The following is a 25,374-nucleotide window of genomic DNA, read 5'->3' as shown; positions in this document are numbered from 1 at the left end:
GTGAGGATTCGATGACAAGAGCAGGCCGGCCCCCCGAGGGCTCCTGGACCGAGCACTACCCCGAGTTGGGAACCGGTCCAGTCTCTTTCAGAGATTCGACGTCTCCGGAGTTCTACGAACTCGAGCGTAAGGCGATCTTCAAGCGGGCCTGGCTCAACGTCGCCCGGGTCGAGGAACTGCCCCGTGTCGGCAGCTACCTGACCAAAGAGATCGAAGTCGTCGGGACTTCGGTGATCCTGGTCAAAGGCAAAGACGAGCAGATCCGCGCCTTTTACAACGTGTGTCGGCACCGCGGAAACAAGTTGGTGTGGAACGACTTTCCCGGTGAGGAGACCCGCGGGACGTGCCGGCAGTTCACCTGCAAGTACCACGGCTGGCGCTACGACCTGCAGGGCGCACTCAAATTCGTTCAGCAGGAATCGGAGTTCTTCGACCTCGATCGGGCTGAGTACGGGCTGCGGCCGGTGCACTGCGACGTGTGGAACGGCTTCATTTTCATCAACTTCGACACCGAGCCGCGCCAGAGTCTGCGCGAGTTCCTCGGTCCGATGATCACCGGACTCGACGACTATCCATTCGGGAAGCTGACCGAACGCTACGACTGGGTGGCCCACAACAACAGCAACTGGAAGATCTTCGCCGACGCCTTCCAGGAGTACTACCACGTACCCTCGCTGCACTCACAACAAGTGCCGGCGGAGGTGCGCGAGCCCAACGCCGGATTCACTTGTGGGCACTTCCAACTCGACGGCCCGCACCGGTTGGTCTCGACCGCCGGGCGGCGCCGCTGGCTGCTGCCGCCCGAATACATGTACCCGATCGAGCGCGCCACCCGCAGCGGCCTGGTGGGGCCGTGGCGGACCCCCGACATCGGCGAGCTGCCGGCCGGGCTCAACCCGGGTGGGATCGAGCCCTGGGGGATCAGCAACTTCCAGATCTTCCCGAACATCGAGATTTTGATCTATGGCGGGTGGTATCTGCTGTACCGGTACTGGCCCACCTCGCACAACACGCACCGGTTCGAGGCATACACCTACTTCCACCCGGCGAGCACCGTGCGGGAGCGCATCGAGCACGAAGTCGCCGCGGTGGTGCTCAAAGAGTTTGCGCTGCAAGACGCCGGGATGCTCGGCGGGACACAGGCGGCACTGGAATACGGCATCGTCGACGAGTTTCCCCTCAATGACCAAGAGATCCTGGTGCGCCACCTGCACAAGGTCGCGGTCGACTGGGTCGAAGCCTATCGCCGCGAACAGCATCCGGTGGGGGTGTGAGCATGCCGAGCCTGTTGCCCAGCGCGTTCGCCGAGCTGGAGGACTACGCCCAAACCTGGTGCCTGGCCACTGAAACCGAACGCTGGAATGCCCGGGTCGGCGCGTCGATGCCGGAGCTGCGCGACTTCTATGACGCGTTCTTCCCCCGCCTCGAAGAGGCGATCGACTACTGCGACAAGTTCCCGCTCGACAACCTGCCCGACGACGCACTCAACCTGTTGCACATGATCTATTCGCTGATCATGGTCGCCATGGCGGTGGAGATCATGCATCAACCGGCCCCGGTCGACGCCGCCGACGCGGTCATGACCCGGACCGGCTGGCCGGTGCCCTGATTCATCCCTTCTTCGAGAGGAGCGACCATGAGTGTGCTCACCATCACCAAACTCACCGAGTTCGTCGGCGCCGAAGTCGCGGGCCTGGAGCCTGCCGCGCTCGCGAGTGACGACTCGGTCGGTGCGGCGGTGTTGGATGCGTTGGAAGACAACGGAGTTCTGGTCTTCCGGGGCCTGCAGCTCGACCCGGCGGCCCAGGTCGGCTTCTGCCGGCGCCTCGGCGAGATCGATCACTCCTCCGACGGCCACCACCCGGTGCCCGGCATCTACCCGATCACCCTGGACAAGTCCAAGAACGCCTCGGCCGCCTATCTGAAGGCCACCTTCGACTGGCACATCGATGGCTGCACACCGCTGGGCGACGAATGTCCTCAGAAGGCCACGGTGCTCTCGGCGGTGCAGGTCGCCGAGTGGGGCGGTGAAACCGAGTTTGCCAACTCGTACGCCGCTTACGACGCCCTGACCGATGAAGAGAAGGACCGGTTCGGCGCCCTGCGTGTGGTGCACTCGCTGGAAGCCTCCCAGCGCCGCGTGTATCCGGATCCCTCGCCGGAACAGGTGCAGCGCTGGCGATCTCGGCGTACCCATGAGCATCCGCTGGTGTGGACGCACCGCAGCGGCCGCAAATCACTCGTGCTGGGCGCCTCCGCGGATTACGTCGTGGGCATGGATCTCGACGAGGGCCGGGCCCTTCTGGACGAGCTCCTGGCGCGCGCGACGGTGCCCGACAAGGTCTACAGCCACAGCTGGTCGGTCGGGGACACCGTCATCTGGGACAACCGCGGGGTGCTGCACCGTGCCGCCCCGTACGACCCGGACTCCCCACGGGAGATGCTGCGCACCACCGTGCTCGGCGACGAGCCGATCGAATGACAGCCGACCAGCATCCGCTCCGTCTGACACCATTGCCCGCCGACGAGTGGGACGAGCGCGCCCGGCACGCGCTGGCGTCCCTGATCCCGGCCGAGCGGGCGAACCCCGTTGGCGCGGGCAATGTTTTGTCGACCCTGGTCCGCCACCCCGATCTGACCGCGGCCTACCTGCCGTTCAATGCGTATTTGCTGACCCGGTCGACCTTGTCGCCCCGGATCCGGGAAGTCGCGCTGCTGCGCGCGGTGCACCGATGCGATTGCGGCTACCTGTGGTCGCACCACATCCCGATCGCGCTGCGAGCCGGCCTGACCGAATCCGACATCGACGACGTTCGATCAGGCCGCAGCGCCGACCGGACCGACCAGGCCGTCATCCAGGCCGTCGACGACCTCACCGGCACCAGCACCATCGGCCGTTCGACCTGGGATGAACTTCGCCGGCTCTTCACCGAACAGCAGTGCATGGACCTGACTTTCACCATCGGCGGCTACCTGCTGCTGGCCTTGGTCGTCAACACTTTCGGTGTCCAAGACGAGGGACGGTAGGCCAGGGGCGTCACCGGCGATTCGGCGTCCCCGGGTCACCGACCTCTGAGGTGACTGACTAGAGCGCCGGCACCTGCGCTATCGGGCACTGGCATGGTTGTGAGCGTATTCGGGCTAGTGGCCGGCGACCAACGTCAGCTCTGTCGCGACCGCGGCGCCACACGCCGCCGCCACGATCGAAAGTACGATCCAGTCAGCAAGTTTCGGTCGTGAGGGGGCCGCCGAGATCTGGCCGGCGCCGCCGCGCGCGGTGATCGCATCGCCCATCTCGTCGGCGCGCCGCAATGTCACGGTGACCACCGCGACGATCAGATCGATCACCTCTCCCGCCCGTCGCCTCAGCAGGGCCCTGCGGGACCGCGGCGTGTGTTTGGGCCGCAACCGGCGAGCCGCGTGGAGCACCCGGAATTCGTCGATCAGCATCGGGAAGGTGCGCAGTGCGAGCGCCAAGGCGACTGACCAGTCGTCGATCGGGATCCGCAATCGTCGCAGTCGGCGACCCAACGTGGCCACCGCGGGCGCGATTTCGGCGACATTGGTGGTCCATGACACCATCGCGCCGAGACCGAGCAACACGACCGACATCGCGGTGACGCGCAGGAAGTCCAACAGGCCGCCGAGGCCGACGGACGCGGTGCCCACGTGGATCACCGGACTCCCGCTCGCCAATGTCGCAGCGACACCGACGATGGCCAGCAAAATCCATAGCCAGCGCGGCACCGACGGCAGCACGCCTCGCGGAATATCTGCTACCCACACTCCCGCCAGCACCAGCGCGGCCGCCAGTCCGATCGCCACCCATCCTGGGAAAAACGCCAACAACACCGAAATGCCAAAAACGGTAATCAGTTTGGTGCCGGCCCACAGCTCGTGTAAGCGGGAGCTCCCGGGAACTGGTCGCAACAGCACGACGGGACGGCGGCGGGCGGCAGGGGGCTTCGGCGGCAAGTCCGTAGGTGACGTATTGCGCTGGGCCGCAGACGGTTCCAGTGAACCGTCGCGCAGGTGCACGATGCGCGGGCACAGCTCTTCCAGCCCGGCGAAGTCATGCGAAATGACCACTACGGTCAGACCGGTCTCGCGTCGCCGATCCGCGAGCAGCCGCACCAGACCGCGCTGGCTGGCGGCGTCCAGCCCCGCCAGTGGCTCGTCGAGGATCAATACCCGCGGCGACCGCGCTAGCAACCCGGCCAGGACCACGCGGCGCATCTGGCCGCCGCTGAGCTGGTCGATGCGCCGCTTCGCCAGCGCGGCGTCCAAGCCGACGACCGCCAGCGCCGCGGTCACCCGGGTGTGATCGTCAGGCGAAAAGCCGCCCGCAGAGGCCACTTCCAGGTCTACACGGCTGCGCATCAACTGCAGCCGGGCCGCCTGGAACTTGAGTGCGACCACGCCGACCTGCTCAGCGACGAGGCGCCCGTCAAGCAGACAGGCACCGGTGGTCGGCTTCGTCAATCCGGCCATGATCCACGCCAGCGTCGACTTTCCGGAGCCATTGCCGCCGTGGATGAGCAGCCCGTCGCCCTCATGCACCGTGAAGCTGACATCGCGGAGCGCGGTGTTCGCCCAGGGGGTGCCACTGGCGTATTCGTGGCCGACACCGACGAGTTCGAGCACCGGCGCGTGGGATTGGTGGTTTACCGGTACTGTCGCCGCCGGCGCGGGCGCGGTCTCGACCATAGCGGTGTTATCCAGCGAAGCGCTGAGATTGACCGTGCGGTCGGCGGATTCGGCCTCGTCGGTGTAGTGGGTGACATTCACCAGGGTCGTGCCGTAACGGTCGGTCAGACCGGACAGGAGGGCCAGCAGTGCGTCCCGGCCCTTCTGGTCGACCATGGCGGTGACCTCGTCGGCGATGATCAGCGACGGTTCCCGCGCCAGCGCGGCGGCCACCGACAGACGCTGCAGTTCACCGCCGGACAGGCCACCGGTGTCGCGTTCGGCGAGGCCGGCCAGCCCGACTTCGCGGAGTAGCCGGTCGACGTCCGTGGTCTTGCCGGGCGGCAGCCCCCAGACCACATCGTCGGCCACCCGCGTGCCCAGCACCTGGCTTTCCGAGTGCTGCATCACGATCGCGGTGCCACCGAGCTGACCGAGACCCACGGCGCCGGGGCGTTCGACAGTGCCCGATGTCGGTTCGCGGCCGGTCAAGATCAGCGTCAGCGTGGTTTTCCCCGAGCCGTTGGCGCCGGTGACCGCGACGTATTCGCCTGCCCGCACGTCCAGGCTGACCGCCCGCAGCGCGTCATGGTCGGCGTGCGGGTAGCGGAAGCGCACCTCGTCCAGCCGCACAGGCACCGGCGCAATCGGCCCGCGTTCGGTCAGCGCGTCCAGTTTGTGCACATCGGGAACGCCGCGCAGCCGCTGCAGCACCCGCGACAGGGCCCACCAACCGATCACCGAAGCGACGGTGATCGCGACGGCGGCGTATCCGAGGACGAGCCACTGCCAGTAATTCAAAGCTTCGGCGAAGAACCGCTTGAACTCCTGCGCCGGCGCCTGCAGGTACGGTACCCGCGCCATGATCGCCGCGACTCCGTCAACGGTTGCGGTGATCGCGCCGAACACCAGCCGCCGGAACCGCGCCAGGACGGTCAATGCGATGACCGCCGCAGCACCGACGACGACACCGGCGACAAAGGACACGGCGATCACGGTCGGCGTGCCGCGGTCGCGGCGTTTCACGATTCCAGCCAGGCCACCGACATAGGCGCAGAGCAGGACCGTCATGAAGCCGCTCAAGCCGACCACCAGGAAGCCGATCACGCCGGCGGCGACCGTAGCCGTGATCAGCACGCGAATCTGGTAGCGATAGGCGAGCAGACCCATCGGCACGGCGCCCAGCAATCCCAGCCCCCCGGCGTGCGGGAGGACGACGGCAATGATCGCGATCGCCGCGCACAGGGCGCCCATCACCGATGCCTGCGCCAGTTCACTGGGTCGTAGCGATGGAGCCCGTGGCGGCGCGATCGCCGTGGCGGCTGTCACGCCACGATTATGCCCGGGGTCAAATGCGCTCTCTTATCAAATTTTCAGGTAGCCCTTGTCGACGGGAATCAGCGCTGCGGCAACGGGCGGGAACGCACCAACGTCGGCCACCAGAACCACGGCCCGAGGATCCGCAGGATGGCCGGCACGACGAACGAACGCACGATCAGTGTGTCGAGCAGCAGGCCGATGCACACGGTGGAGCCCACCTGACCGATGGTTCGCAGATCGCTGGTGAGCATGGCCAGCATGGTGAACGCGAACACCAATCCGGCAGACGTCACCACGCCGCCGGTGCTTCCGAGTGCCCGGATGAGACCGGTGTGAATGCCGCCGTGCAACTCCTCTTTGACCCTGTTGATCAGCAGCAGGTTGTAGTCCGACCCGACCGCCACCAGGATGATGAACGTCAGCGGTAGGACCAGCCAATGCAGGTGCAGGCCCACGAGATGCTGCCAAAAGAGTATGGACAGCCCGAACGCGCCGGCGTAGGAGAACGCCACCGTACCGGGAATCACCAACGCCGCCACCAGACTTCGCGTGATGAACATCATGATCAAGAAAATCAGCACGAAGGCGGCGATCGCCGCGATCAGCAGGTCCGACATCGCGTATTGCTTGATGTCCTTGTCGTTGGACCCCGAACCGCCGATGTAGACCCGGGCGCCGGCCAGGGACGTCTCTTTGAGGATCGTCTTGATGGCGTCGGGGAACTGTTCGACATGCTCCACACCTTCGGGACCCATCGCGTCGCCCTCGTGGGTGACGATGAAGCGGGCCGCCTTGCCGTCCGGCGACATCATCAGCTTCATGCCCGTCTTGACGTCCTCGTTGTCGAACCCCTCGTGCGGGATGTAGAAGTAGTCATCGCTGCGGGACTTGTCGAAGTCGTTGCCGACATTGATCAGGTCGTCGAAAGTCTGGTCGGTTTGGATGGACTGCAGGTCCGCCGAGCCGTAACTGTTGATCAACTTCGACTGCAGTGCCTCGGTGTCGTCCGCGGTGGCGTTCAGCTGGGCGATGATCTGCGGGAAAGCCTTGTCCACCTCGGCGAGGGAGACCCTGGCCTGGGTGATGTCTTCGGCCAGGTGGTCGATGTGGTCGATCGTGTCCCACAACGATCGGAACGCCCAGCAGATGGGGATGTCGAAACAATGCTTTTCCCAATAGAAGTAGCTCTTGATCGGACGAAAGAAGTCGTCGAGGTTTGAGACTTCCTCGTTCATCTCCTTGCTGATTCTTTCCAGGTCCTCGACGGTGAGCACCGTCTGGTGCAGTTCGTCGGACACCTTTTGGAAGAACCCGATTTCTTTTCGCAAGACCGCGACGGAGTGCGCCTGAATCTCAGCCTGCGCATCGGTGTTGGAGTTCTGTTCCCTGTTGAACGGCAGTTGCTGGCCGTTGCCGCTGCCTTGCGTGGTGAACAGGTACGGGATGCTGGCGTGCTCGAGCGCGCGGCCCAACGGCCTGGTCATGCCCTGGACCATCGCCACCCCGTGCAACCGGATCAGCGCTTTGGCGACCCGGTCCAGCGAGATGAAGTCCGCCGAGTTGCGCATGTCGTGATCGGTCTCGACCATCAGCATCTCGGAGAACAATTTGCTCTTGGGGAAGTGCCGATCCGCCGCTTGGAAACCAAGATTCGCGGGGGCGCCGGCCGGCTGGTACTGGCGGTCGTCGTAGTTCTGCCGATAGGTGGGCACGAAGATCGCCCCGAGCATGACGACGGCGGAACTGGCCGCCAGGATCGGCACCGGCCAGCGCACCACGCTCGCCCCGATGCGCCGATACAGAAGTCCCTTGGTGCTGGTTCGCGGGTCGAACATCCCGAAAAGGCTCCCGACGGTCAAGACCGCCGGTCCCAGCGTCATCGCCGCCGCGATGGTGAACAGCATGGTGAGCGCGACGGCGGGGCCCATGGTGTGGAAGTAATTGAGGCGCGCGAACGTCAAGCAGTAACACGCGCCCGCAATCGTCAGCCCGGAGCCGATGATGATGGGCGCAACGCCCTTGTACGCGATGTAAAAACTGTCCTCCCGGGTTTCGCCGGCCTGCCGTGCCTCGTGATATCGGCCCATCAGGAAAATGCCGTAATCCGTTCCCGCTCCCAGGGTCAGCGCGATGACGATGTTCACGGCGAACGACGAGAGTTCGATGTACCCGTAATGCCCCAGGGTCGAGACAACGCCCTTCGCGACGAGCATCTCGATGAGGACTCCGAGCAAGGGCACCAACAGCGTGGAAGGGGTGCGGTACACCAGCAGCAGCATCACGACGATGAGGATGATCGTGACGATCGTGACGTTGTTCAGGCTCGCGTTGGCGATGGCCAGTGTGTCGGAGGCCAGCGGAGCCGCGCCGCTGACATAGACCTTGAGGCCCGGTGGTGGCGGGTCCTTCTTGATGATGTCGCGGACGGCGTCGACGGATTGGTTGGCTTGGATCTGGCCGATATCGCCGGCGAGACGAAGGAGCACATAAGTGCACTTGCCATCGACGCTTTGTGCCCCCGCCGCGGTGAACGGCTTGCCCCACAAATCCATGACGTATTGCACGTGCTTGGTGTCGCGCTCGAGGCGGCGCATCAGATCGTCGTAGTAGCGGTGGTCCTGATCCGCCAGCGGCCGGTTCGCCTCCAACACCACCATGGTCAAGTTGGTCGAGTCGGATTCGTGGAACTTTTCGCCGATGTGCAGCAGTGCCCGCTGGGAGGGGGCGTAGTGCGGGACCATCGGTCCGGCGAGTTCTTCTGCGACCCGTTCTACTTGGGGCATAAAGGTATTCGTCGTGACCGCGAGCAAACCCCAGAAGAAGATGATCGGTATCGCGAAAGTGCGGACCATCCTGGGTATGAAGGGACGCTTGACCCGGGGCTCGTCGCGGTGATGCTCGCTCATGCCGATTTCACTCTGCACTGGACGTCGGCGTCCTGATGGTCACCCGTCTGTTCATCGCGGACTACGCCATCCACCAGCATCCGGCAGCTCACCTGGCCGCCACGAACGTGCACCGAGATGCTGCCGGACGCCACCGTCAGTGTGGTGGTTTCCGTGTGGGTCCACGGCAGGGTCGTGACATCAACCTGATGCGGGTGGCCGTCGATGTCGATGTAGACGAGCTTCCCGCTTTGACCCGGGGAGCCGAACACCTCATAGGTGATGCGTTTGATGTTGAACTGCTCGGGTGCCTGGGGACCATTGACGGTGATGACCGGCTCCGGTTCGGAGAACTGATGCACCTTGTACATGCACAGCAGGCCCACACCGACCGCGATGACGGCGACCAACGGCATCCAGGTTCGCGCCAGGAGAGTCCTCCCGGCTGAACGAGGGCTCACTCGATCACCTCTGCCGAATCCGGTCCGCACATCGTGTTCTGCCCCCGCTACCGCCGCGGAGTCCACATGGATAGTAGACGGTCATGTATCCAATGGACATATGATCGTGCAAAGACCAGTGAGATCGCAACCTGAACGGGCGTCTGGTCAGGACAGCTTCTGCAGCCGCCGCCTCAGGCTTGCGCTGCGGCGAAGCTGAATAGCCAGGTTCGTCGAGGTCAGCATCGGGAGCACCCCGAGGAATGTCCGCTCGGAAGGGGTCGCTCCGTGCAGGTGGTACAGGCTGCCGAAGACGAAAAAGCAGCTCAACATGAACAGCGCGCCCGGGATACAGAGCGCCATCAGCGACCGACGATCAGCGACGACTTGCTTCGCGTAGTCCAGCTCATCCTGCGACATCGGTTCACGTTTGCGCACCTTGTGCAAAACCGCTTTGGCGCTCCCGATTTCTTCGCTGATTCCAGCGGTGGGTCGGCCCTCGAGGCGATTGACATAGAAGCCGGCGATGGCCGCCAAGAGCAATGCCAGCGCGAGGCTCAATACGGTCAGAAGACCGTACAGACTTGAACTCATTCTTCAGTCCTTGCTCCGCTGTCGGACGAGCGAAAACTCGTGGAGAACGCTACCTCAATCAGTGCGGCGTGGCGTCAGTGCTTTCCGGAGTCCCGGTCCTTGATCACGTCGCGGATGACCAGGCCCAGCAGGAAGAGCAGGGCGAGCGGTACGAGCAGCTTGAAGATGATCGACGCGTGGTTGTAGAGCAAGCCGTAGGCGATCGCTCCGATCAGCACCATGGCGAGCAGGATGCCGCGATTGATCTTGTCCGTACTCATTCGGCAATCCTCGCTTATCGATGGGCCTTGCGGTGCTTGCGATTTCGGCGCACAGCGAACCAAAGCAGCCCGGCCATCACCAGTGCGATGCCGAAGATGACCGACGTCACCTTCAGCCATGCCCAGTCATCGTGCTTCTCGTGCGCGACGGGAGAGGTGGTCACCGGTCCGTTGGCGGCCACGTTGACGCCGGCCAGCCTAGTGACGAACGCACTCGTCGTCGCGTACGGGTCGGGTCCGTGCGCGGTGGCCGACTGATTCATCAATTCGTCGACGCTGTCCGCAATGACCTTGGGGACCTGGTAGGCACCCACGTGGTAGCCGTGAGAGTCGATGACGACGATGACCCCACTGAATTGGGGATCGCGCCCCACCATGGCGGCGTGGACGGCATCCGCCGTGGTCACACCGCTGTTACCCGGCGCCACGGCCGCCACCCAGATCGGTGGTTGGGGGCTCCACGTCCACGGACCGGCGAGGATCTGCTGATTGAGCTCGTCGGCGTTCCGCAGCGGCGGCCGTGCCCCGGGGTCGGTCACCACATGCGTCTCGGCGTTGAACCTGGCGACCAGCTCGTCGGTGTAGGTGTCGGCCGAGGCGAGCGGAGCGAGCAGCATTGCCAGCGCCATGGTCAACGCGACGAGGACAAGGCCGAGCGGTCGGAATGTCACAGTTCTCCTGCTACGAGTCGTTGGGTCGATCCTGGCTGTTGCCCTCAGTGGGCCCCAGTCACATTCAGCGTGACCACACCGGCGATGATCAGACCGACGCCGACGACCTTGGTCAGCGATATCGACGAACCCAGGAACAGCACGGCGATCAACACGATGAGGGCTGTGCCGATGGCCGACCACAACGCGTAGGCGACGTCGGTCTGCATGCCGCGCGAAATCGACACCGCCAGCAGCGCGAAGGAGATGGCGTATCCGATCAGGCAAACCACGGTCGGCCACAGCCGGGAGAAACCCTCGGTGCTTTTGAGCAGGCTGGTCGCCACCACTTCCGCGAAGATCGCGCCGAGCAGGTACAGGTAGGTCAACATGCCCGACAACGCTAGCCGCCGGTAAGTCGAACCTGACAGACTGATCACCCCGGTGCCGGCGACCGTTCGGAAAGGAGTTGCGTGCGATGGCCTTTCCCGCTCACGCGTTGAGCCTCGACGTCACCGACGCGATCGGTGAGCGGGCAGCGCTGGCGGCGACCTATTACCCCGCGCGCACGAGCGCCGCCGCGGCAGTGCTCGTCTGCCTGCCGGGTGGCACCTACAGCCGCGAATACTGGGATCTCAACATCCCCGGCCACGACGGGTACAGCTTCGCCGACTTCGCCACCGAGAACGGCTACGCCGTCGTGACGGTCGACCCCCTGGGCACCGGTGAAAGCTCCCAACCGGCGCGCGATTTCGGTTTCACCGACATCGCCGCCGCGCTGGCCCGCGCCGTCGATACGCTGCCCGGCACCATCGGCATCCACGCTCCGCCGGTGGCCGTGGCGCATTCGCTGGGCGGGTACCTCGCCATCACTCAGCAAGCGCTGTTCAACAGTTACGCCGGCATGGCGATTCTCGGGTGCACCAACCAGCACGTCGCGCCGCTGAACTTGGATGCCGCGTTGATCGCGCGCGCGGCGACCCCGCAGGGCCGCGCCGAGCTCGCCCAGGAGATCCTCGCCGCGCTTCCGCAGCCGTATTTCGAGGGGCCACGCGAGCATCTACAGAGTTGGTTTCACCTCCCCGACGTTCCCGCCGATGTCGTCGCGGCCGACTCCGTCACCGCCAAGTCGGTCGTGCCGCGGGTGTTCGGCACGGCGATGATCCCGGGCATCGTGGCGGAATACGCGGCGCGGATCGACGTCCCGGTGCTCGTCGGTTTCGGCGTCGTCGACGTCTCACCCGATCCCCGCTCCGAGGCGGCCCTGTACCGCAGTAGCCCCGACATCACCACCGTGGTGTTGGCCGACAGCGCGCACTGCCACAACATGGCCACCAGCCGGCACCGGCTGTGGCGGCGGCTGTTCGACTGGACCGCGACCGTAACGTGTCGCTCGTGACGAACGGTCTCGACCGCCGACTGGCCCGTCACGCTCCGGTGGTGCTGAGCGTGTTTCGCCTCGTCTACGGTGTGCTCTTTGCCGCGTACGGGTCCAGGAGCGTCTTCGGTTGGCCCGTCCGCTCGCCCGTGATCGTCGAGTTCGGATCCTGGCCGGGCTGGTATGCCGGATTGATCGAGATCGTTGCGGGCCTGCTCGTGGCCGGCGGCTTGTTCACCCGCACCGCCGCGTTCATCGCCTCGGGACAGATGGCGGTCGCCTACTTCTGGATGCACCAACCTCAGGCACTGTGGCCGGTCGCCGACCCGCCTGCAGGCAACGGCGGATCGCTGTCGATCCTGTTCTGCTTCGCGTTCTTCCTGCTGGTCTTCACGGGCGGGGGCAGCTACTCGATCGACGCGCTGCGCGGGCGGAGGCTTCCCCTCGACCGGCGATAATGGCATTCTCTGATGCGGAGAAGCCGTTTCCGACAGCGGGCGGCTCCGGAGGAGGTCGACGATGAGCGCTGGACGGTGCGACGGGATGGTGGCTCTCGTCACCGGGAGCAGCCGCGGCCTGGGCAAGGCGATCGCCGCGCGGCTCGCCGACCGCGGAGCCACCGTGGCGCTGACCGCCCGCACGATGGACCCGGATCCCAAATACCAGGGCTCGCTGAGCCAGACCCGCGACGAGATCGTGGCTGCCGGCGGGAAAGCCATTGCGGTCCAAGCGGATCTGTCCCAATCCGAAGACCGGGAACGGCTTTTCGCCGAGGTGACCGGCGCCGTCGGCGCACCGGACATCCTGGTGAACAACGCCGCCGTGACCTTCCTGCGGCCCCTGGACGAGTTTCCCGAGCGGCGCGCCCGGCTGATGCTGGAGATGCACGTCCTCGGCCCACTGCACCTGTGCCAGTTGGCCATCCCCGCGATGCGCGAGCGCGGGCGCGGCTGGATCCTGAACCTCACCTCGGTGGGCGGCGACCTGCCGCCCGGGCCGCCGTTCGCCGAGTTCGACCGGACCGCGGGCTTCGGCATCTACGGGACGGCCAAGGCCGCGCTGAATCGGTTGACGAAAAGCCTTGCGGCCGAACTGTACGACGACGGGATCGCGGTGAACGCCGCCGCCCCGTCCAACCCCGTGGCCACCCCCGGCGCCGGCACCCTCGACCTGGCCAAGACCGACACCGAAGACATCGCGCTGATCACCGAAACCGCGCTGCGGTTGTGCACGGGTGATCCCAAGACCCTGACCGGGCGCATCGCACACACCCAACCCTTCCTCGCCGAAGTGGGCTGGACAGAACCGGCCCGCTGACTGGATGAGCAGAGCCGAGCTCGACCTGAGCGAGCTGCGCGCCCGCCTCGCCGGCGCGGGCGTCACCGACGTCGCTCCACTGGCCGGGGGCGCCTCCAGCCTGACCTTCGCGGGTGTCCTGGATGGCCGGCGCGTGGTGATCAAGGTCGCTCCACCGGGCGTCGAACCGGTCGCACATCGCGACGTGCTGCGCCAGGCCCGCATCCTCAAAGCGCTTGCCGCGAGCGATGTTCCGGTCCCGGGCGTGCTGCGGGAGGACCCCGGAGATCCGCCGGACACACCCCCGCTGTACGTCATGTCCCAGGTCGACGGCGACTGTGTCGAACCGTTATTCGACGGGTGCGTGCCTTTTGAGGGCGTGACTGATCGGTACCGAAACGCGTGCCGGGCCATGGCCGCACTGCACCGCCTTTCGCCAACCGCCCTCGGGCTGGGCGATGAACCGGTTGTCGATCCGGTCGCCGAAGTTCACCGCTGGTCCGACACGCTGCGCACGGTCGACCCGGCGCTGGCGCCCGGCTGGGCGAAGGTCCGCGACGCGCTATTGGATTGCGCACCCAACGCGATGGCGCCGCGCGTGGTGCACGGTGACTTCCGGCTGGGCAACCTGCTCGCCGCCGGGTCGCGGGTCAACGCGGTCATCGATTGGGAGATCTGGTCGATCGGCGATCCGCGTATCGATGTGGGCTGGTTCCTGATCAACTGCGACCCGGACACCTACCGCAGGGTTCCGGGGTCGGAGGCGATGGCGCCGCCGACCGCCGAGCTTGCCGCGCTTTACCAGCGCGAGTTGGGTTGCGAGGTCACCGATTTGGCCTGGTTCACCGCATTGGCGTGCTTCAAATCGGTGGCGACGTGGTCGCTGATCGTCAAGCACAATCGCCGAAGGCGTTCGCCGCGAGTCGAATTGGAAGCCATGGCAGCCACTCTGCCGGGGTTGCTGGCGCGCTGCCGGTCGATGCTGGACTGAGGGGATAGCGGGTCAGCCGCAGTGGGCCCCGAGGTTTTCGCAAACCATCCCGACGCCGCCGCCGCTGGTCGACAGCTCGTTTTCGTCATCGTCGATCGGATTGGTCAACGTGGCCGGAAATTGGACCAGCCATTCGTCGATCCCCGGCATGTCTGGCTGCTGGCCGGCGTCGGGAGACGCGAGCGCTACGCCAGCGCCGCCGGTCAAAGCCGCGAACATCATCGAACCCGCGACCAATAGGCGAGCACACCGGCGAAATATCATCGTCACCCTCTCCCGTAACCGAATACTGGAGATTGTCGAAACACTGATGCCGAGTCTACATCGCATAACAGTCACGAACGAGCAACAAGTTCGGTTTGCCGGCCAGCAAATTTCGCGCGTCTAACCGGACCCTGCTTACCGTTTCGTTCGTGAGGCCGGTTGCCGTCGTCGTTCGTCGTGCCGTGGCCATCGTCGTTTGCCTCGCCACGTCGGTGATCATGGCTCCCTCGGCGGGTTCCGAGCCCCAGTTGGGCACAGCCCCTCCCGATGCGGCGCCACCGGCCACAGGGACGGTGCCCTCGAATCCGCCCTCGATCCTCAACACCCCCGACGGCTGGACTCTGGGACTGGGCGCCAAGGACGAGGCGCAAGTTCCGGTGGCAGCGTTGACCACCGCGATCTCGTCACGCGAATACATGTCCAGCGGCATCTTCGTCGGCTCACTCCGAGGATCGGAAGAGCCCCACGGGGTCCTGGAAGTGGGCTACCAGATCGGCTGCGGAATCGATATGAGTACGTCCAACGGCGTGATCATGGAGGGCGGTGCCGGCATCATCCCCGGCGTCAGCCCCACGTTCGACGCCACCGGTACGCTGCCGCCGCTGCTGCCGTTCGTCTCGACGCCCATCAACGGCGTGATGAGCGTGGGACTCAAGCCCGGTCTGGTGATCGTGGTGCCGGTGATCAAGAAGCAGTTCAAGGGCGCCAATCCCTGGGTGATGATCAGCAACTTCCACGTCAAGATCGACGGATGCGTGGGCCAGTCGTTCATCCGCTCCTATGCGGTGCTGACCCGAGTGACCGACCTGTCCGACGTGGTGCTGTCCTACGTCGGCGTCACGAAATCGGTCTAGCCGCGCGGGATACCCGCCAGCTTGTCAGCGAACTTCGCCTCCGCCGCCGCGCGCAACCGCAGCAAATGCCCGGAGGGAAACAGGTCGGGCGCGGGCTCGCGGTCCTTCAGCAACAGCCGGGCCAGCGTCACCTTGTGCACCTCGGTCGGACCGTCGGCCAGCCCCAGCACGAACGACTCCACCAGGTACTGCACGAAGGGCATCTCGTGGGTGGTGCCCAGCGACCCGTGCAGCTGCAGGGCCCGCGAGGACACGTCGTGCAGCACCTTCTGCATCATCGCCTTCACCGCCGAGATATCGGCCCGGACGGCGCGATAGTCGTTGAATTGGTCGATCTTCCAAGCGGTTTGCAGGGTCAGCAGCCGAAACGCCTCGACCTCCATCCACGAGTCGGCGACCATCTCCTGCACGAGCTGTTTGTTGGCCAGCACCTCGCCCTGGGTGTAGCGCGACACCGCCCGCTCGCAGATCATGTCGAAGATCCGGCGGACCAGGCCGACGGTGCGCATCGCATGGTGGATGCGCCCGCCGCCCAGGCGGGTCTGCGCGACCACGAAGGCGCCACCGCGCGGGCCCAACATGTGATCGGCTGGCACCCGGACGTTTTCGTAGCGGACATAGCCCTCGCGCCCGCCCCCGGTCGGCTGATAGCCCAGCCCCACGTCGCGCAGCACGTTGATACCGGGGGTATCGCCGGGAACGACGAACATCGAGTAGCGCTCATACGGCGGCGCGTCGGGATCGGTTATCGCCATCACGATGATGAACGACGCCATGGAGGCAAACGACGAAAACCACTTCTCGCCGTTGATCACCCAGTGATCACCGTCTTGCACCGCGGCGGTACGAAAGACCTTCGGGTCGGCTCCGCCCTGCGGCTCGGTCATCGAGAAACACGAAATGATGCGGTTGTCCAACAGGGGCTCGAGGTAGCGTGCCTTGAGCTCGGGAGTGCCGTAGTGCGCCAGGATTTCGCTGTTGCCGGAGTCGGGAGCCTGGGAGCCGAAGACGATCGGCGCGCACTCCGAGCGGCCCAGGATCTCGTTGAGCAGTGCGAGTTTCACCTGCCCGTAACCCGGGCCGCCCAGGTGCGGGCCGAGGTGAGTGGCCCATAGTCCGCGCTTTTTCACGATCTGTTGCAGTGGCGGGATCAGCGCCTGTCGCACCGGGTCATTGAGGTCGTGGGATTCCTTGACGATCAGGTCGATCGGCTCGCACTCTTCGCGGACGAAGTCTTCGACCCAGTCCAGTTGTTGCGCCCATTCCGGGTCGGTGGAGAAGTCCCACGACATCTGCTATCCCCTCTTGCTCTGCGCCACCACGCCGGCGTCGGCGAGTTCGGCGATCGTTGTGGCGTCCAATCCAAGTTCGTCGAGCAACGCCCGCGTGTGATCGCCCGGCAGCGACGGCGATTCGGGCGTGGCCGGACGAGTTCGGGAGAAGCGCGGCACCGGTGCGGCCTGGGTGATGCCGTCGAGTTCGACAAAGGTCTGCCGCGCGACATGGTGCGGATGACGCGGCGCCTCGGTGAGCGAAAGCACCGGTGTCGCACAGCTTTCCGGTGTGCCCAGCATCTGTTCCCACTCGTCGCGGGGTTTCTCGGCGAAACGGGCGGCCAGTGTGGCTCGGTGCGCGGCCCAGGCGGCCGGCGCGTCATCGTCGTGGGGCACGGTGACGCCGAGGTGATCGCAGAGTTCGGCGTAGAACTTCGGTTCCATGGCGCCGACGGCGATGTGGCCGCCGTCCGCCGTGGCGTATACGCCGTAGAAGTGCGCGCCGCCGTCGAGCAGATTGTTTTCGCGTTCATCCCGCCAGGTGCCGGCGGGCACCATGCCGAAGTAGGGCGCCAGCAGCGCCGCCACGCCGTCGACCATCGCGACGTCGAGCACCTGGCCCACACCGGACTCGCGGGCCTCGAGGATCGCGCTGAGCAGACCGACCGCCAAAAGCATTCCGCCGCCGCCATAGTCGCCGATCAGATTCAGCGGTGGAACCGGTGATTCGGCGGTGCCGATGGCGTGCAGGGCGCCCGTGAGCGCCAGGTAGTTGATGTCGTGGCCGGCGTGACCGGCCAGCGGGCCGTCCTGCCCGTACCCGGTCATGCGGGCATAGACCAGGCGAGGATTGCGGTCGCGCAGCGCGTCCGGCCCGATACCCAGGCGTTCGGCCACCCCGGGTCGGTACACCTCGACGAACGCGTCGGCGTCGGCGGCCAGACGGTGCACCAGATCGCGGCCGCGGGGATCCTTCAGGTCGGCGGCGAGTGACCGCTGGCTGCGCCGGACCGTGTAGTCGATCGGCAGCGGGCCGTCGACGCCGGCCGGGGTGTCGATGCGGATGACGTCGGCGCCCAAGTCGCCCAGCAGCATTCCGCAAAACGGTGCCGGCCCTAGCCCGCCCATCATGACGATGCGGACACCGCTCAGCGGGCCGCTCACCGGGACCACTTCTCGCGCCGTTCGGCCGCCTCGTCGGTTGCGTGCGAAATCACCTGATTGCGGTTTTCCAGTTCCAGCGCCGATTCGAGGCTCGCGGCGTCGGTGTTGATCTGCAGGGCGCGCTTGGTCAACTGCGCGCCGAGCGGGGCGTGGCTTGCGATCAGCGAGGCCAATTCCACCGCGCGGTCGGCCAGCCGATCCGGTTCGACGACCTCGCTGACCAGCCCGCGCCGGTCGGCTTCGGCGGCCGACACGGTGCGGCCGGTGAGCATCCAGTCGGCGGCCACGCTGGTGCCGACGATGCGCGGCAGGTGATAGCTCATGCCCATCTCGGCGCCCGAGAGCCCAAGCAGGATGGCGGCGTTGCCGAAAGATGCGGCGGCCGAGCAGATTCGGATATCCGCGGCCAGGCACAGCGCGAGCCCCGCGCCGACGCAGGGCCCGTTGACGGCGGCGATGACCGGCTGCGGCAAGGCGCGCACCGCCTCGGCGAGGGCCGCCATCCTTTCCTGGAAGCGCATCCGGTCCAGCGCCGGCGCGCTGGCCTCCAGCATCGACGGCCCGAAGTCGCGCACGTCGATGCCCGCACAGAACCCGCGCCCGGCACCGGTCAGCACGACGGCGCGCACCGCGGTATCGCTGGCCAAATCACCCAGCAGTTGGCGCAGTTCGGTCTGCATCGCCTCGTTGATGGCGTTGAGCCGCTGCGGGCGATTCAGGCGTAGCACGGCGACCCCGTCGCAGGGCCGGTCGAGCTCCAGCGTGCTCGGCATGGTCACACCCGCTCGATGATCGTTGCCGTGCCCATCCCGCCGCCCGTGCACATGGTCACCAGTCCCGTTGTCAGATCGCGACGTTCGAGCTCGTCGAGAACGGTGCCGATCAGCATGGCGCCGGTGGCGCCGATGGGGTGCCCGAGGGCGATCGCGCCGCCGTTGACATTGACCACTTCGGGATCGATGTCGAGGTCGCGCATCGTCTTGAGCGGGACTGCGGCGAAAGCCTCGTTGATCTCCCAGAGGTCGATGTCGGCGACCGTCATGCCCGCGCGTTGCAGGCATCGCTGAGCGGCGGGGCCGGGTGCGGTGAGCATGATGATCGGTTCGCTGCCGATGGCCGCGGTGGCCCGGATCTGCGCCCGCGGGGTCACCTGATGGGTGTGCATCCAGTTGGAGGAGGCGAGCAGCACGGCGGCGGCGCCGTCGACCACGCCGGACGAATTGCCCGCGTGGTGTACGTGATCGACGCGGTCGATGCCGGGATAGCGCGCCAGGCATATCTCGTCGAACGTGCGCTGCTCGCCGTCGGCGCGCGCGGCTCCCATCGCCTCGAAGGCCGGCTTGAGCCGCGATAGCGTCTCGGCGGTGGTGCCCGGGCGGGGGTGCTCGTCGCGGTCGATCTTGCCCTCCGGCGTCGCCACGTCGACCACGGAACGATCGAAGCGCCGCTCCTCGAGGGCCGCCGCGGCGCGGCTCTGACTCTGGGCGGCGTAGGCGTCGACCACCTCGCGGGTGAACCCCTCCCGGGTGGCGATCAGATCGGCCGAAATGCCTTGTGGGACGGTAGGGTACGCCGCGCGCAGATCGGGGTTGTTGCCGTCGATCGTCGGCACTCCGGCCGTCACCCCCCACCGCGACATCGATTCGACGCCGCCGGCGATCACCAGGTCCTCACTGCCGGCGGCGATCCCCGACGCCGCAACGGTGACGGCCTGCTGGCCCGAGCCGCAGAACCGGCTCAACGTCATCCCGGGAACGGTCTCGGGCCAGCCGGCCAGCAGAACCGACAGGCGGGCGATGTCGTCGCCGTGGTCCCCGCTGAGGATGCCGTTGCCGGCGATCACGTCGTCAACGTCGACCGGATCGAAGCCGGTCCGCTCGGCCAGCGCGGTGAGACAGCGGGCGAGCAGGGCCTGTGGGTGAACGGCGTGCAGTCCGCCGTCGGGGCGGCCTCGCCCACGGGGCGTGCGTACCGCGTCGAGAATCCAGGCGTCGATGGCGGACTCCGATCGTCGTGGGCGGTTCCAGGTCACCAGCGATCGTAAATCGTCTCTCGGGTGTGGAGAACCACCTTCTCCAAATTGGCGAATCTGTTCTCGCGAGGTGTCGGTGTGCACGGCCGTCCGGCTGGCCACATGCGCCACGCCAGCCCCAGCGCCGGCGGCGCCTGATGTTTGCGGGCATTCGCCACGGTCCCTCCGGGACGCGATCGCTGGGGCCGGTGTTGCGCCTCGTGCTGCCGGGAGCGGAAAAGCCGCTACCCGCAGGCTCATTCGCGCCACCCCACGTCGGCGTGCATAACCGGGCGGTCAGCGGGTAGCCGGGCGCAATGACCAAGATCGGATATTTCCTGTCCTGCGAGCAATTCGGCCCGAAGGGACTGATCGACCAGGCCAAGCGCGCCGAGAACGCCGGTTTCGATGCGTTGTGGATCTCCGACCACTTCCGCCCCTGGAACGACGAGCAGGGCCAGAGCCCGTTCGTGTGGGAGTGATCGGCCCCGACATGGACGGGTTTTTCGCAACCTGGGAGCAGGGCGTGCTGCCCGAGCTGCGCGGCTAGGCTCAGTCGAAGTCGGTGCTGCTGGTGAGCTCTTCCCATTTCCCGATCTCGCCGGCGCGCGCGTCCGCGGCGTAGCGATAGAGAGCCAGCGCGTCGGGACCGAGCAGCAGAAACCCTGGCGGCTCAGGCGATTCGACGGCCGCGATGATCGCGTCGCCGGCCTTCGCGGGGTCTCCGGGCTGGGTGCCGTCCATGGTGTCGTTCTCCTTGCGACGCTGCCCGGCGGTCGCCGCGTAGTCGTCGATGACGGTGGCCGACTGGACCAGCGACCGCCCGGCGAAGTCGGTGCGGAAGGCGCCGGGCTCGACGACGGTCACCGAAATACCCAGCGGCGCAAGCTCCCCCCGAAGGGATCCGCTCATGCCTTCGATCGCGGCCTTGGCCGCCGAGTAGTAGCCCGATCCCACCGGGGTCAGCTGGGCGCCGATCGAGGAGATGTTCACGATCGCACCGCGGCGGCGGGCCCGCATGTCGGGCAGCACGGCCTTGATCATGGCGACGGTGCCGAAAAAGTGCGTCTCGAACAAGGCGCGCACGTCGGCGTCGTCGCCTTCCTCGACCGCGGCGCGATAACCGTAGCCGGCGTTGTTGACCAGCACGTCGATGTGGCTGAACCGTTCCCGAGCCTGTTGCACGGCCGCCGCGACCTGCGGGGGCTCGGTGACATCGAGGGTGGCGGCGAGCACCCGCTCGGGCGCCGACTCCGCCAGGTCGGCGACCGTGGCGGCATCACGCGCGGTGACGACGGCGTTGTGGCCGGCCCCGATGACGGCCTCGGCGAGCGAGCGACCGAGTCCGGTCGAGCATCCCGTGATGAGCCATGTGGACATGAGAATTCCGCCTCACTCCCCGAAACCCGGGCCGTCGAATCGGTCACGGGTGATGAACTCCGCGACCGGCCGGCGGCGCAGTTTCGTCAGCTGCCGCACCGGTTTACCGAGGGGAACGACGGCAGCGACCGCGTGCGACTCGGGGATTCCCAGCAGGCGGCGGACCTGATCTTCGGCCGCGATGGCCATCGTCGTGATGGTGCCGCCGTAGCCCTCGCGCCGCGCGGCGAGCAAGACGTTCCAAATCAGGGGATATACCGAAGCCCCGCCGGCGATTCCGACACGGTCCAGATCCTGATCGATGGCGGCGACGACGGTCAGATCGACCGACACGACGAGGACCACAGGCGCTTTCGTGATCGGTGCGACGAACGTCTCGGGGATCTCCGTCGCGTCGATGTCCTTTTGCGGCACCTCACTGGGATGGATTGAGTTCCAGGGGTTTTCACCTGCCTGCAGCTGGGCGAAGTAGCGACGGGCCGCGGGCACGCCGAGTTCGGCCAGCCTGCGCCGGACCGCCTCGTCGCGCACCACGGTGACGTGGGCACCCTGCCTGTTGCCTCCGCTGGGCGCGAACCGGGCGTTGTCGAAGATGCGCCCGAGCACCTCGTCGGGCAGCGGGTCGTCGGTGAATTCCCGTGCGGCGAAAGTCGTTCGCATCACGTCGTAGAGTTGCATGTCGGGCTGGCCCATCAACTCGCCGACGCGCACCGCTGAAGGCGGAAGGTGCGTTCGAACCCGGCCGGCTGCGTCGTCAGGGTCACTTCCACCGCCCCGCCGGGGGCGATGACATAGCGCTCCTCGACATCGGGTCCGTCGTGCCCCTCCTCCCAGCGGCCGACGGGCTGACGCCCGAGGTCCTCCCGGTCGTACAGGGCCGGGTCGAACGGAAACAGCACCGGGTCATACGGCGTGACGTCGCCGTCGGGGTGCCCGTCGACCAGGCGGCTGCATTCCACGAACCGGAAGTGCCCGATGTTGTGCGCGGCGCGATATCTCCGCTTCACCACCAGCGGGGATCGCCCGTCGTCCGGGAGGGAGACGTCCTTGCACACGATCGGGTCGAAGACGACGCCGGCGCCCGCTTCGGCCTCCCGGAAGACACCGAAATTTCTCGAAAAGCGTTCGGACAGCGCGAAACCCGATTCCTTGTCCAGGAAGACGGCGAGACCGATGGCCGTGGCGGCGAACGGGTGCGGTGAGCGTTTGACGCGCTTGTCGCCGAAGGCGCCGCGCAGCATCCGCGTCACCAGTGGGAAACCGCCGGCGCCGCCGACGACGTAGATGCCCGCGACCTCCGAGAGGTCCACCTCCTCGCGGCCGCGCGCCGGGTCGCGCAGGACCCGGTCGAGCAACTCCATCGTCTGATCGACCAGCGGCGCACACGCCGCGTAGACGTCGTCGATGGGGCAGGAGTACGGGGGCCGGTCGACGGGGGAGAGGTCCACCAGGAAGCGGCGCGTCTGGGGCCCGACGGCCTCCTTGCGGGCGGCGCATTCCTCGGCCAGCAAATCGCGTGTGGCGGAATCGATGTCGGGCACGCCCACGCCGGCCAGCACGAGGTCGACGATCGCCTCGTCGAAGTCGTCGCCACCGAGGCGCTGGATGCCCTCACTGACGACGACCTCGTTGGCGTGCCCGGTCATCTTCAGCAGCGAGGCGTCGAAGGTGCCCCCGCCCAGGTCGTAGATGAGGACGTGCTCGCGTTTGGCGGTGATGGTGGAGCGGTACCGGTGGGCGTATTCCAGGCTGGCCGCGGACGGCTCGTTGAGCAGGGCGACGACGCGGAAGCCCGCGGCCACGTAGGCGTCCAGGGTGAGCAGGCGCTGGGCGCTCGAGGCGTTGGCCGGCACGCTGATCGCGGCCTCGATCGGTTCGCCGGAGGCCAGGGTGGCGTTGGAGTGGCGCTGCAGGTCGGTTCTCAGCTGGGCCAAGAAGCCGGTGAGGAGATCGGCGAGGCGGTAGTCACGGCCGGCCAGGTTGACCTGGGTCTGCGGCCCGGCGTCGTTGAGCAGACGTTTGAACGAGCGCAGCACCGACCACCCGGAGTCGTGCCGGACGGCGGCGGCGTCGGCGCCGAAGCGCAACTCCCCGGCGGCATTGGCCGCGATGATCGACGGCCACGCGTCCACGCCGTCGAAGGAGACGACGGGATAGTTGCCCCGGTCGACGGCCGCAACGACGGTGTGGGTGGTGCCAAAGTCGATGCCGACTCTCATCGCGCAAGCTTAGGGCCGCGTCGCGGGCTTGGGCACGACCTTTTCGCCCGGCGCGTCCAGCGCCTGTTCGGAAAGCTTCGTTCAGTACAGCGCGCGCACGGCCTCGATCGTGTCGGCCTCGGCGGGCCTCTTGTCGTCGCGGTACCGCACGACGCGGGCGAACCGCAGCGCGACGCCGCCGGGGTAGCGCGATGACCTCTGCACGCCGTCCAGGGCCACCTCGACCACCTGTTCGGGGCGCACGCGCACGACGTGACCGTCCGTCCCGCCTATCGCCAGTTCGCTGAACCGGGCAGTCTGCCAGTCCAGCATGGCGTCGGTCATGCCCTTGAAAGTCTTTCCCACCATGATGAATTCGCCGGAGGCCTCCTCGCGCGCGCCCAGATGGATATTGGAGAGTTTGCCGCGGCGCCGTCCCGATCCCCACTCCACGGCGAGCACCACCAGGTCCAGCGTGTGCACGGGCTTGACCTTCAGCCAGCCCGCCCCGCGGCGACCCGCCTGATACGGCGCGTCCGGCGCCTTCGCCATCACGCCCTCGTGGCCGGCGGCCAGCGTCGCGTCCAGGAAGGCGCCCGCTTGTCCGGGGTCGGCGGTGAGCAGCCGGTCGACCCGCTGCGCGGGCGGCACCAGCGCGTCCAGGGCGGCCAGCCGGTCGGTGGTCGGCGCGTCCAGCAGGTCGACGCCGTCGCGGTGCAGGATGTCGAAGAAGAACACCGAAAGCCGCTGCGCGGCAACGGCTGCGGCGACGTCAACCGAGCGGCCGAACCGGGAGGCGGTGACCTGGAAGCGGTGGGGCCGGTGATCCGGCCGCAGCGCGATCGCCTCGCCGTCGGCGATGAGGCCGTCCACGGGCAGTGCCAGCGTCGCCTCCACGACTTCGGGCAGCCGGGCGGTGACATCGTCGAGGCTTCGGGTGTAGACGGTGACCTCGTCGCCGGCGCGGTGAATCTGCACGCGCGCCCCGTCCAGCTTGGCTTCGAAAAGTGTTGGGCCGCCGTGGCGTTCGATCGCGTCGGCCACACTCGTCGCGCTCTGCGCCAGCATCGGGCCGACCGGCCGGCCGACCCGCAGGGTGAAGGCGTCCAGAGCGGCCACGGAACCCGACAAGGGGCCGGACAAGGCGGCCGCCGCCACCGCGGGCAGGTCCCCGCCCAGCATCGCGGCGCGCTGCACCGCGGCGGCGGGGATCCCGGCGGCCTTGGCCACGGCGTCGGACATGATCCCGGCCAGCGCGCCCTGGCGCAGTTCGCCGCCGAGCAACCGCAGCAGAAAGGTCTGCTCGGTTTCGGTGGCGGCGGCGAACAACGTGGCCAGCAGCGCGGCGCGGCGAGCCTGAGCGCCTTTGCCGGACACGGCGCGGATCTCGGAGAAGGTGGCGTCGACGCCGGCGACGGTCAGCGTGGCGTCCGAGGCCGGCGGCGGGCGGGAGCGCAACGCCGCCCACCCGACACCGATTTGACGTTGCCGCAGCTCGCCGGAAAGCCAGGACACGATGATCGTGACCAGGGCGGCATCGGGTGCGGCCCGCGCCAGCAGGTCGGCGATGTGGGCGACTTTCCGCAGCCGCGAGGACGTGCTTCCGACGTCGGCTGACGCCGTTGCCACGTCGAGGAGGAGCACGGTTGCCAGCTTGGCATGGCTCGGTGACAGGCGTCCGGAGCCGACACGCTAGCGTGCCTACGTAACGTTACAGATTGCATGGATT

General features: G+C 66.9%; 24 protein-coding genes and 2 pseudogenes. 10 read left to right on the top strand and 16 right to left on the bottom strand.

Annotated elements, in window-relative coordinates:
• Nucleotides 1-11: 11 nt before the first annotated feature.
• Genes A5775_RS02365 through A5775_RS02350 form a run of 4 tightly spaced genes read left to right on the top strand, consistent with a single transcriptional unit; the run spans nucleotide 12 to nucleotide 3,027 of the window.
• Complete coding sequence (locus A5775_RS02365; protein WP_067246809.1) at nucleotides 12-1,274, top strand: aromatic ring-hydroxylating dioxygenase subunit alpha; 1,263 nt, start codon at nucleotides 12-14, stop codon at nucleotides 1,272-1,274.
• A gap of 2 nt (nucleotides 1,275-1,276) precedes the next feature.
• Nucleotides 1,277-1,609, top strand: coding sequence for a hypothetical protein (locus A5775_RS02360; RefSeq protein ID WP_156660545.1), 333 nt, complete (start codon nucleotides 1,277-1,279; stop codon nucleotides 1,607-1,609).
• Between the two features lie 27 nt (nucleotides 1,610-1,636).
• Complete coding sequence (locus tag A5775_RS02355) at nucleotides 1,637-2,482, top strand: TauD/TfdA family dioxygenase (RefSeq protein WP_067246802.1); 846 nt, start codon at nucleotides 1,637-1,639, stop codon at nucleotides 2,480-2,482.
• Nucleotides 2,479-3,027 (top strand): carboxymuconolactone decarboxylase family protein, encoded by a 549-nt coding sequence (locus tag A5775_RS02350; RefSeq protein WP_067246801.1) that lies wholly within the window; start codon nucleotides 2,479-2,481, stop codon nucleotides 3,025-3,027. Before A5775_RS02355 ends, A5775_RS02350 begins: the two co-directional genes overlap by 4 nt.
• Nucleotides 3,028-3,141: 114 nt before the next feature.
• Here the strand turns inward: A5775_RS02350 and A5775_RS26175 are convergent, their stop codons facing one another.
• The 7 genes and pseudogenes from A5775_RS26175 to A5775_RS02315 form a co-directional block, all read right to left on the bottom strand.
• Nucleotides 3,142-5,940, bottom strand: a complete 2,799-nt coding sequence (locus A5775_RS26175; protein WP_156660544.1) for an ATP-binding cassette domain-containing protein — start codon at nucleotides 5,938-5,940, stop codon at nucleotides 3,142-3,144.
• A 143-nt stretch (nucleotides 5,941-6,083) separates the two neighbouring features.
• Nucleotides 6,084-8,912 (bottom strand): RND family transporter, encoded by a 2,829-nt coding sequence (locus tag A5775_RS02340; protein WP_067246794.1) that lies wholly within the window; start codon nucleotides 8,910-8,912, stop codon nucleotides 6,084-6,086.
• Complete coding sequence (locus A5775_RS02335; protein ID WP_067246791.1) at nucleotides 8,909-9,307, bottom strand: MmpS family transport accessory protein; 399 nt, start codon at nucleotides 9,305-9,307, stop codon at nucleotides 8,909-8,911. Before A5775_RS02335 ends, A5775_RS02340 begins: the two co-directional genes overlap by 4 nt.
• A gap of 192 nt (nucleotides 9,308-9,499) precedes the next feature.
• The gene (locus tag A5775_RS02330) at nucleotides 9,500-9,925 is read right to left on the bottom strand and encodes a hypothetical protein (protein ID WP_067246789.1); all 426 of its coding nucleotides are present in this window, start codon (nucleotides 9,923-9,925) and stop codon (nucleotides 9,500-9,502) included.
• A gap of 74 nt (nucleotides 9,926-9,999) precedes the next feature.
• On the bottom strand, nucleotides 10,000-10,185 hold the full coding sequence (locus A5775_RS02325) for a hypothetical protein (RefSeq protein WP_067246785.1): 186 nt from the start codon (nucleotides 10,183-10,185) through the stop codon (nucleotides 10,000-10,002).
• Between the two features lie 26 nt (nucleotides 10,186-10,211).
• Nucleotides 10,212-10,856, bottom strand: a pseudogene (locus A5775_RS02320) (hypothetical protein); the annotation flags it as partial.
• Between the two features lie 44 nt (nucleotides 10,857-10,900).
• A complete protein-coding gene (locus tag A5775_RS02315; RefSeq protein ID WP_082952858.1) occupies nucleotides 10,901-11,224 on the bottom strand; it encodes a multidrug efflux SMR transporter in 324 nt (107 codons plus the stop codon).
• Nucleotides 11,225-11,313: 89 nt separating this feature from the next.
• Here A5775_RS02315 and A5775_RS02310 point away from each other — a divergent pair, with 89 nt between their 5' ends.
• The 4 genes from A5775_RS02310 to A5775_RS02295 all read left to right on the top strand — a co-directional run bounded on the left by A5775_RS02310 (nucleotide 11,314) and on the right by A5775_RS02295 (nucleotide 14,500).
• Nucleotides 11,314-12,234 carry an alpha/beta hydrolase gene (locus A5775_RS02310; RefSeq protein WP_067246779.1) on the top strand — a complete coding sequence of 307 codons (921 nt, stop codon included), beginning with the start codon at nucleotides 11,314-11,316 and terminating at the stop codon, nucleotides 12,232-12,234.
• On the top strand, nucleotides 12,231-12,671 hold the full coding sequence (locus A5775_RS02305) for a DoxX family protein (RefSeq protein ID WP_067247229.1): 441 nt from the start codon (nucleotides 12,231-12,233) through the stop codon (nucleotides 12,669-12,671). The genes A5775_RS02310 and A5775_RS02305 overlap by 4 nt, the downstream gene beginning before the upstream one ends.
• Nucleotides 12,672-12,732: 61 nt before the next feature.
• A complete protein-coding gene (locus A5775_RS02300) occupies nucleotides 12,733-13,530 on the top strand; it encodes an SDR family NAD(P)-dependent oxidoreductase (RefSeq protein WP_067246777.1) in 798 nt (265 codons plus the stop codon).
• Between the two features lie 4 nt (nucleotides 13,531-13,534).
• A complete protein-coding gene (locus A5775_RS02295; RefSeq protein WP_067246775.1) occupies nucleotides 13,535-14,500 on the top strand; it encodes a phosphotransferase family protein in 966 nt (321 codons plus the stop codon).
• Nucleotides 14,501-14,512: 12 nt separating this feature from the next.
• Here the strand turns inward: A5775_RS02295 and A5775_RS02290 are convergent, their stop codons facing one another.
• The gene (locus A5775_RS02290) at nucleotides 14,513-14,707 is read right to left on the bottom strand and encodes a hypothetical protein (RefSeq protein WP_231995099.1); all 195 of its coding nucleotides are present in this window, start codon (nucleotides 14,705-14,707) and stop codon (nucleotides 14,513-14,515) included.
• Nucleotides 14,708-14,982: 275 nt separating this feature from the next.
• Between A5775_RS02290 and A5775_RS02285 the strand changes: the two genes are divergently transcribed.
• Complete coding sequence (locus A5775_RS02285) at nucleotides 14,983-15,618, top strand: MspA family porin (protein WP_197512318.1); 636 nt, start codon at nucleotides 14,983-14,985, stop codon at nucleotides 15,616-15,618.
• Here A5775_RS02285 and A5775_RS02280 read toward each other — a convergent pair.
• Genes A5775_RS02280 through A5775_RS02265 form a run of 4 tightly spaced genes read right to left on the bottom strand, consistent with a single transcriptional unit; the run spans nucleotide 15,615 to nucleotide 20,040 of the window.
• Nucleotides 15,615-16,910 carry an acyl-CoA dehydrogenase family protein gene (locus A5775_RS02280; RefSeq protein WP_067246766.1) on the bottom strand — a complete coding sequence of 432 codons (1,296 nt, stop codon included), beginning with the start codon at nucleotides 16,908-16,910 and terminating at the stop codon, nucleotides 15,615-15,617. The two genes, A5775_RS02285 and A5775_RS02280, sit on opposite strands and share 4 nt — an antisense overlap.
• A gap of 3 nt (nucleotides 16,911-16,913) precedes the next feature.
• On the bottom strand, nucleotides 16,914-18,056 hold the full coding sequence (locus tag A5775_RS02275; protein WP_067247225.1) for a CaiB/BaiF CoA-transferase family protein: 1,143 nt from the start codon (nucleotides 18,054-18,056) through the stop codon (nucleotides 16,914-16,916).
• Entirely contained in the window at nucleotides 18,053-18,835 is a 783-nt protein-coding gene (locus A5775_RS02270) for an enoyl-CoA hydratase/isomerase family protein (RefSeq protein WP_197512306.1), read from the bottom strand. The genes A5775_RS02275 and A5775_RS02270 overlap by 4 nt, the downstream gene beginning before the upstream one ends.
• On the bottom strand, nucleotides 18,832-20,040 hold the full coding sequence (locus A5775_RS02265; protein WP_255362095.1) for an acetyl-CoA C-acetyltransferase: 1,209 nt from the start codon (nucleotides 20,038-20,040) through the stop codon (nucleotides 18,832-18,834). The genes A5775_RS02270 and A5775_RS02265 overlap by 4 nt, the downstream gene beginning before the upstream one ends.
• Nucleotides 20,041-20,384: 344 nt before the next feature.
• On the opposite strand from A5775_RS02265, the pseudogene A5775_RS25255 reads away from it, so the two are divergent.
• Nucleotides 20,385-20,543: pseudogene (locus A5775_RS25255) on the top strand (LLM class flavin-dependent oxidoreductase); the annotation flags it as partial.
• 76 nt (nucleotides 20,544-20,619) lie between these two features.
• Here the strand turns inward: A5775_RS25255 and A5775_RS02260 are convergent.
• The 4 genes from A5775_RS02260 to A5775_RS02245 all read right to left on the bottom strand — a co-directional run bounded on the left by A5775_RS02260 (nucleotide 20,620) and on the right by A5775_RS02245 (nucleotide 25,289).
• Nucleotides 20,620-21,447 (bottom strand): oxidoreductase, encoded by an 828-nt coding sequence (locus A5775_RS02260; protein ID WP_067246761.1) that lies wholly within the window; start codon nucleotides 21,445-21,447, stop codon nucleotides 20,620-20,622.
• 12 nt (nucleotides 21,448-21,459) lie between these two features.
• A complete protein-coding gene (locus tag A5775_RS02255; protein WP_197512316.1) occupies nucleotides 21,460-22,125 on the bottom strand; it encodes a nitroreductase family protein in 666 nt (221 codons plus the stop codon).
• 14 nt (nucleotides 22,126-22,139) lie between these two features.
• Nucleotides 22,140-23,666, bottom strand: coding sequence for an Hsp70 family protein (locus A5775_RS02250; protein WP_067246755.1), 1,527 nt, complete (start codon nucleotides 23,664-23,666; stop codon nucleotides 22,140-22,142).
• A gap of 81 nt (nucleotides 23,667-23,747) precedes the next feature.
• Nucleotides 23,748-25,289, bottom strand: a complete 1,542-nt coding sequence (locus A5775_RS02245; RefSeq protein ID WP_067246751.1) for an ATP-dependent DNA ligase — start codon at nucleotides 25,287-25,289, stop codon at nucleotides 23,748-23,750.
• Nucleotides 25,290-25,374 lie beyond the last annotated feature (85 nt).

The organism is Mycobacterium sp. 852002-10029_SCH5224772, assembly GCF_001667315.1.
GTDB lineage: Bacteria > Actinomycetota > Actinomycetes > Mycobacteriales > Mycobacteriaceae > Mycobacterium.
The sequence above is the reverse complement of the archived record's forward strand: the minus strand, read 5'-3'. Positions and strand labels throughout refer to the sequence as shown.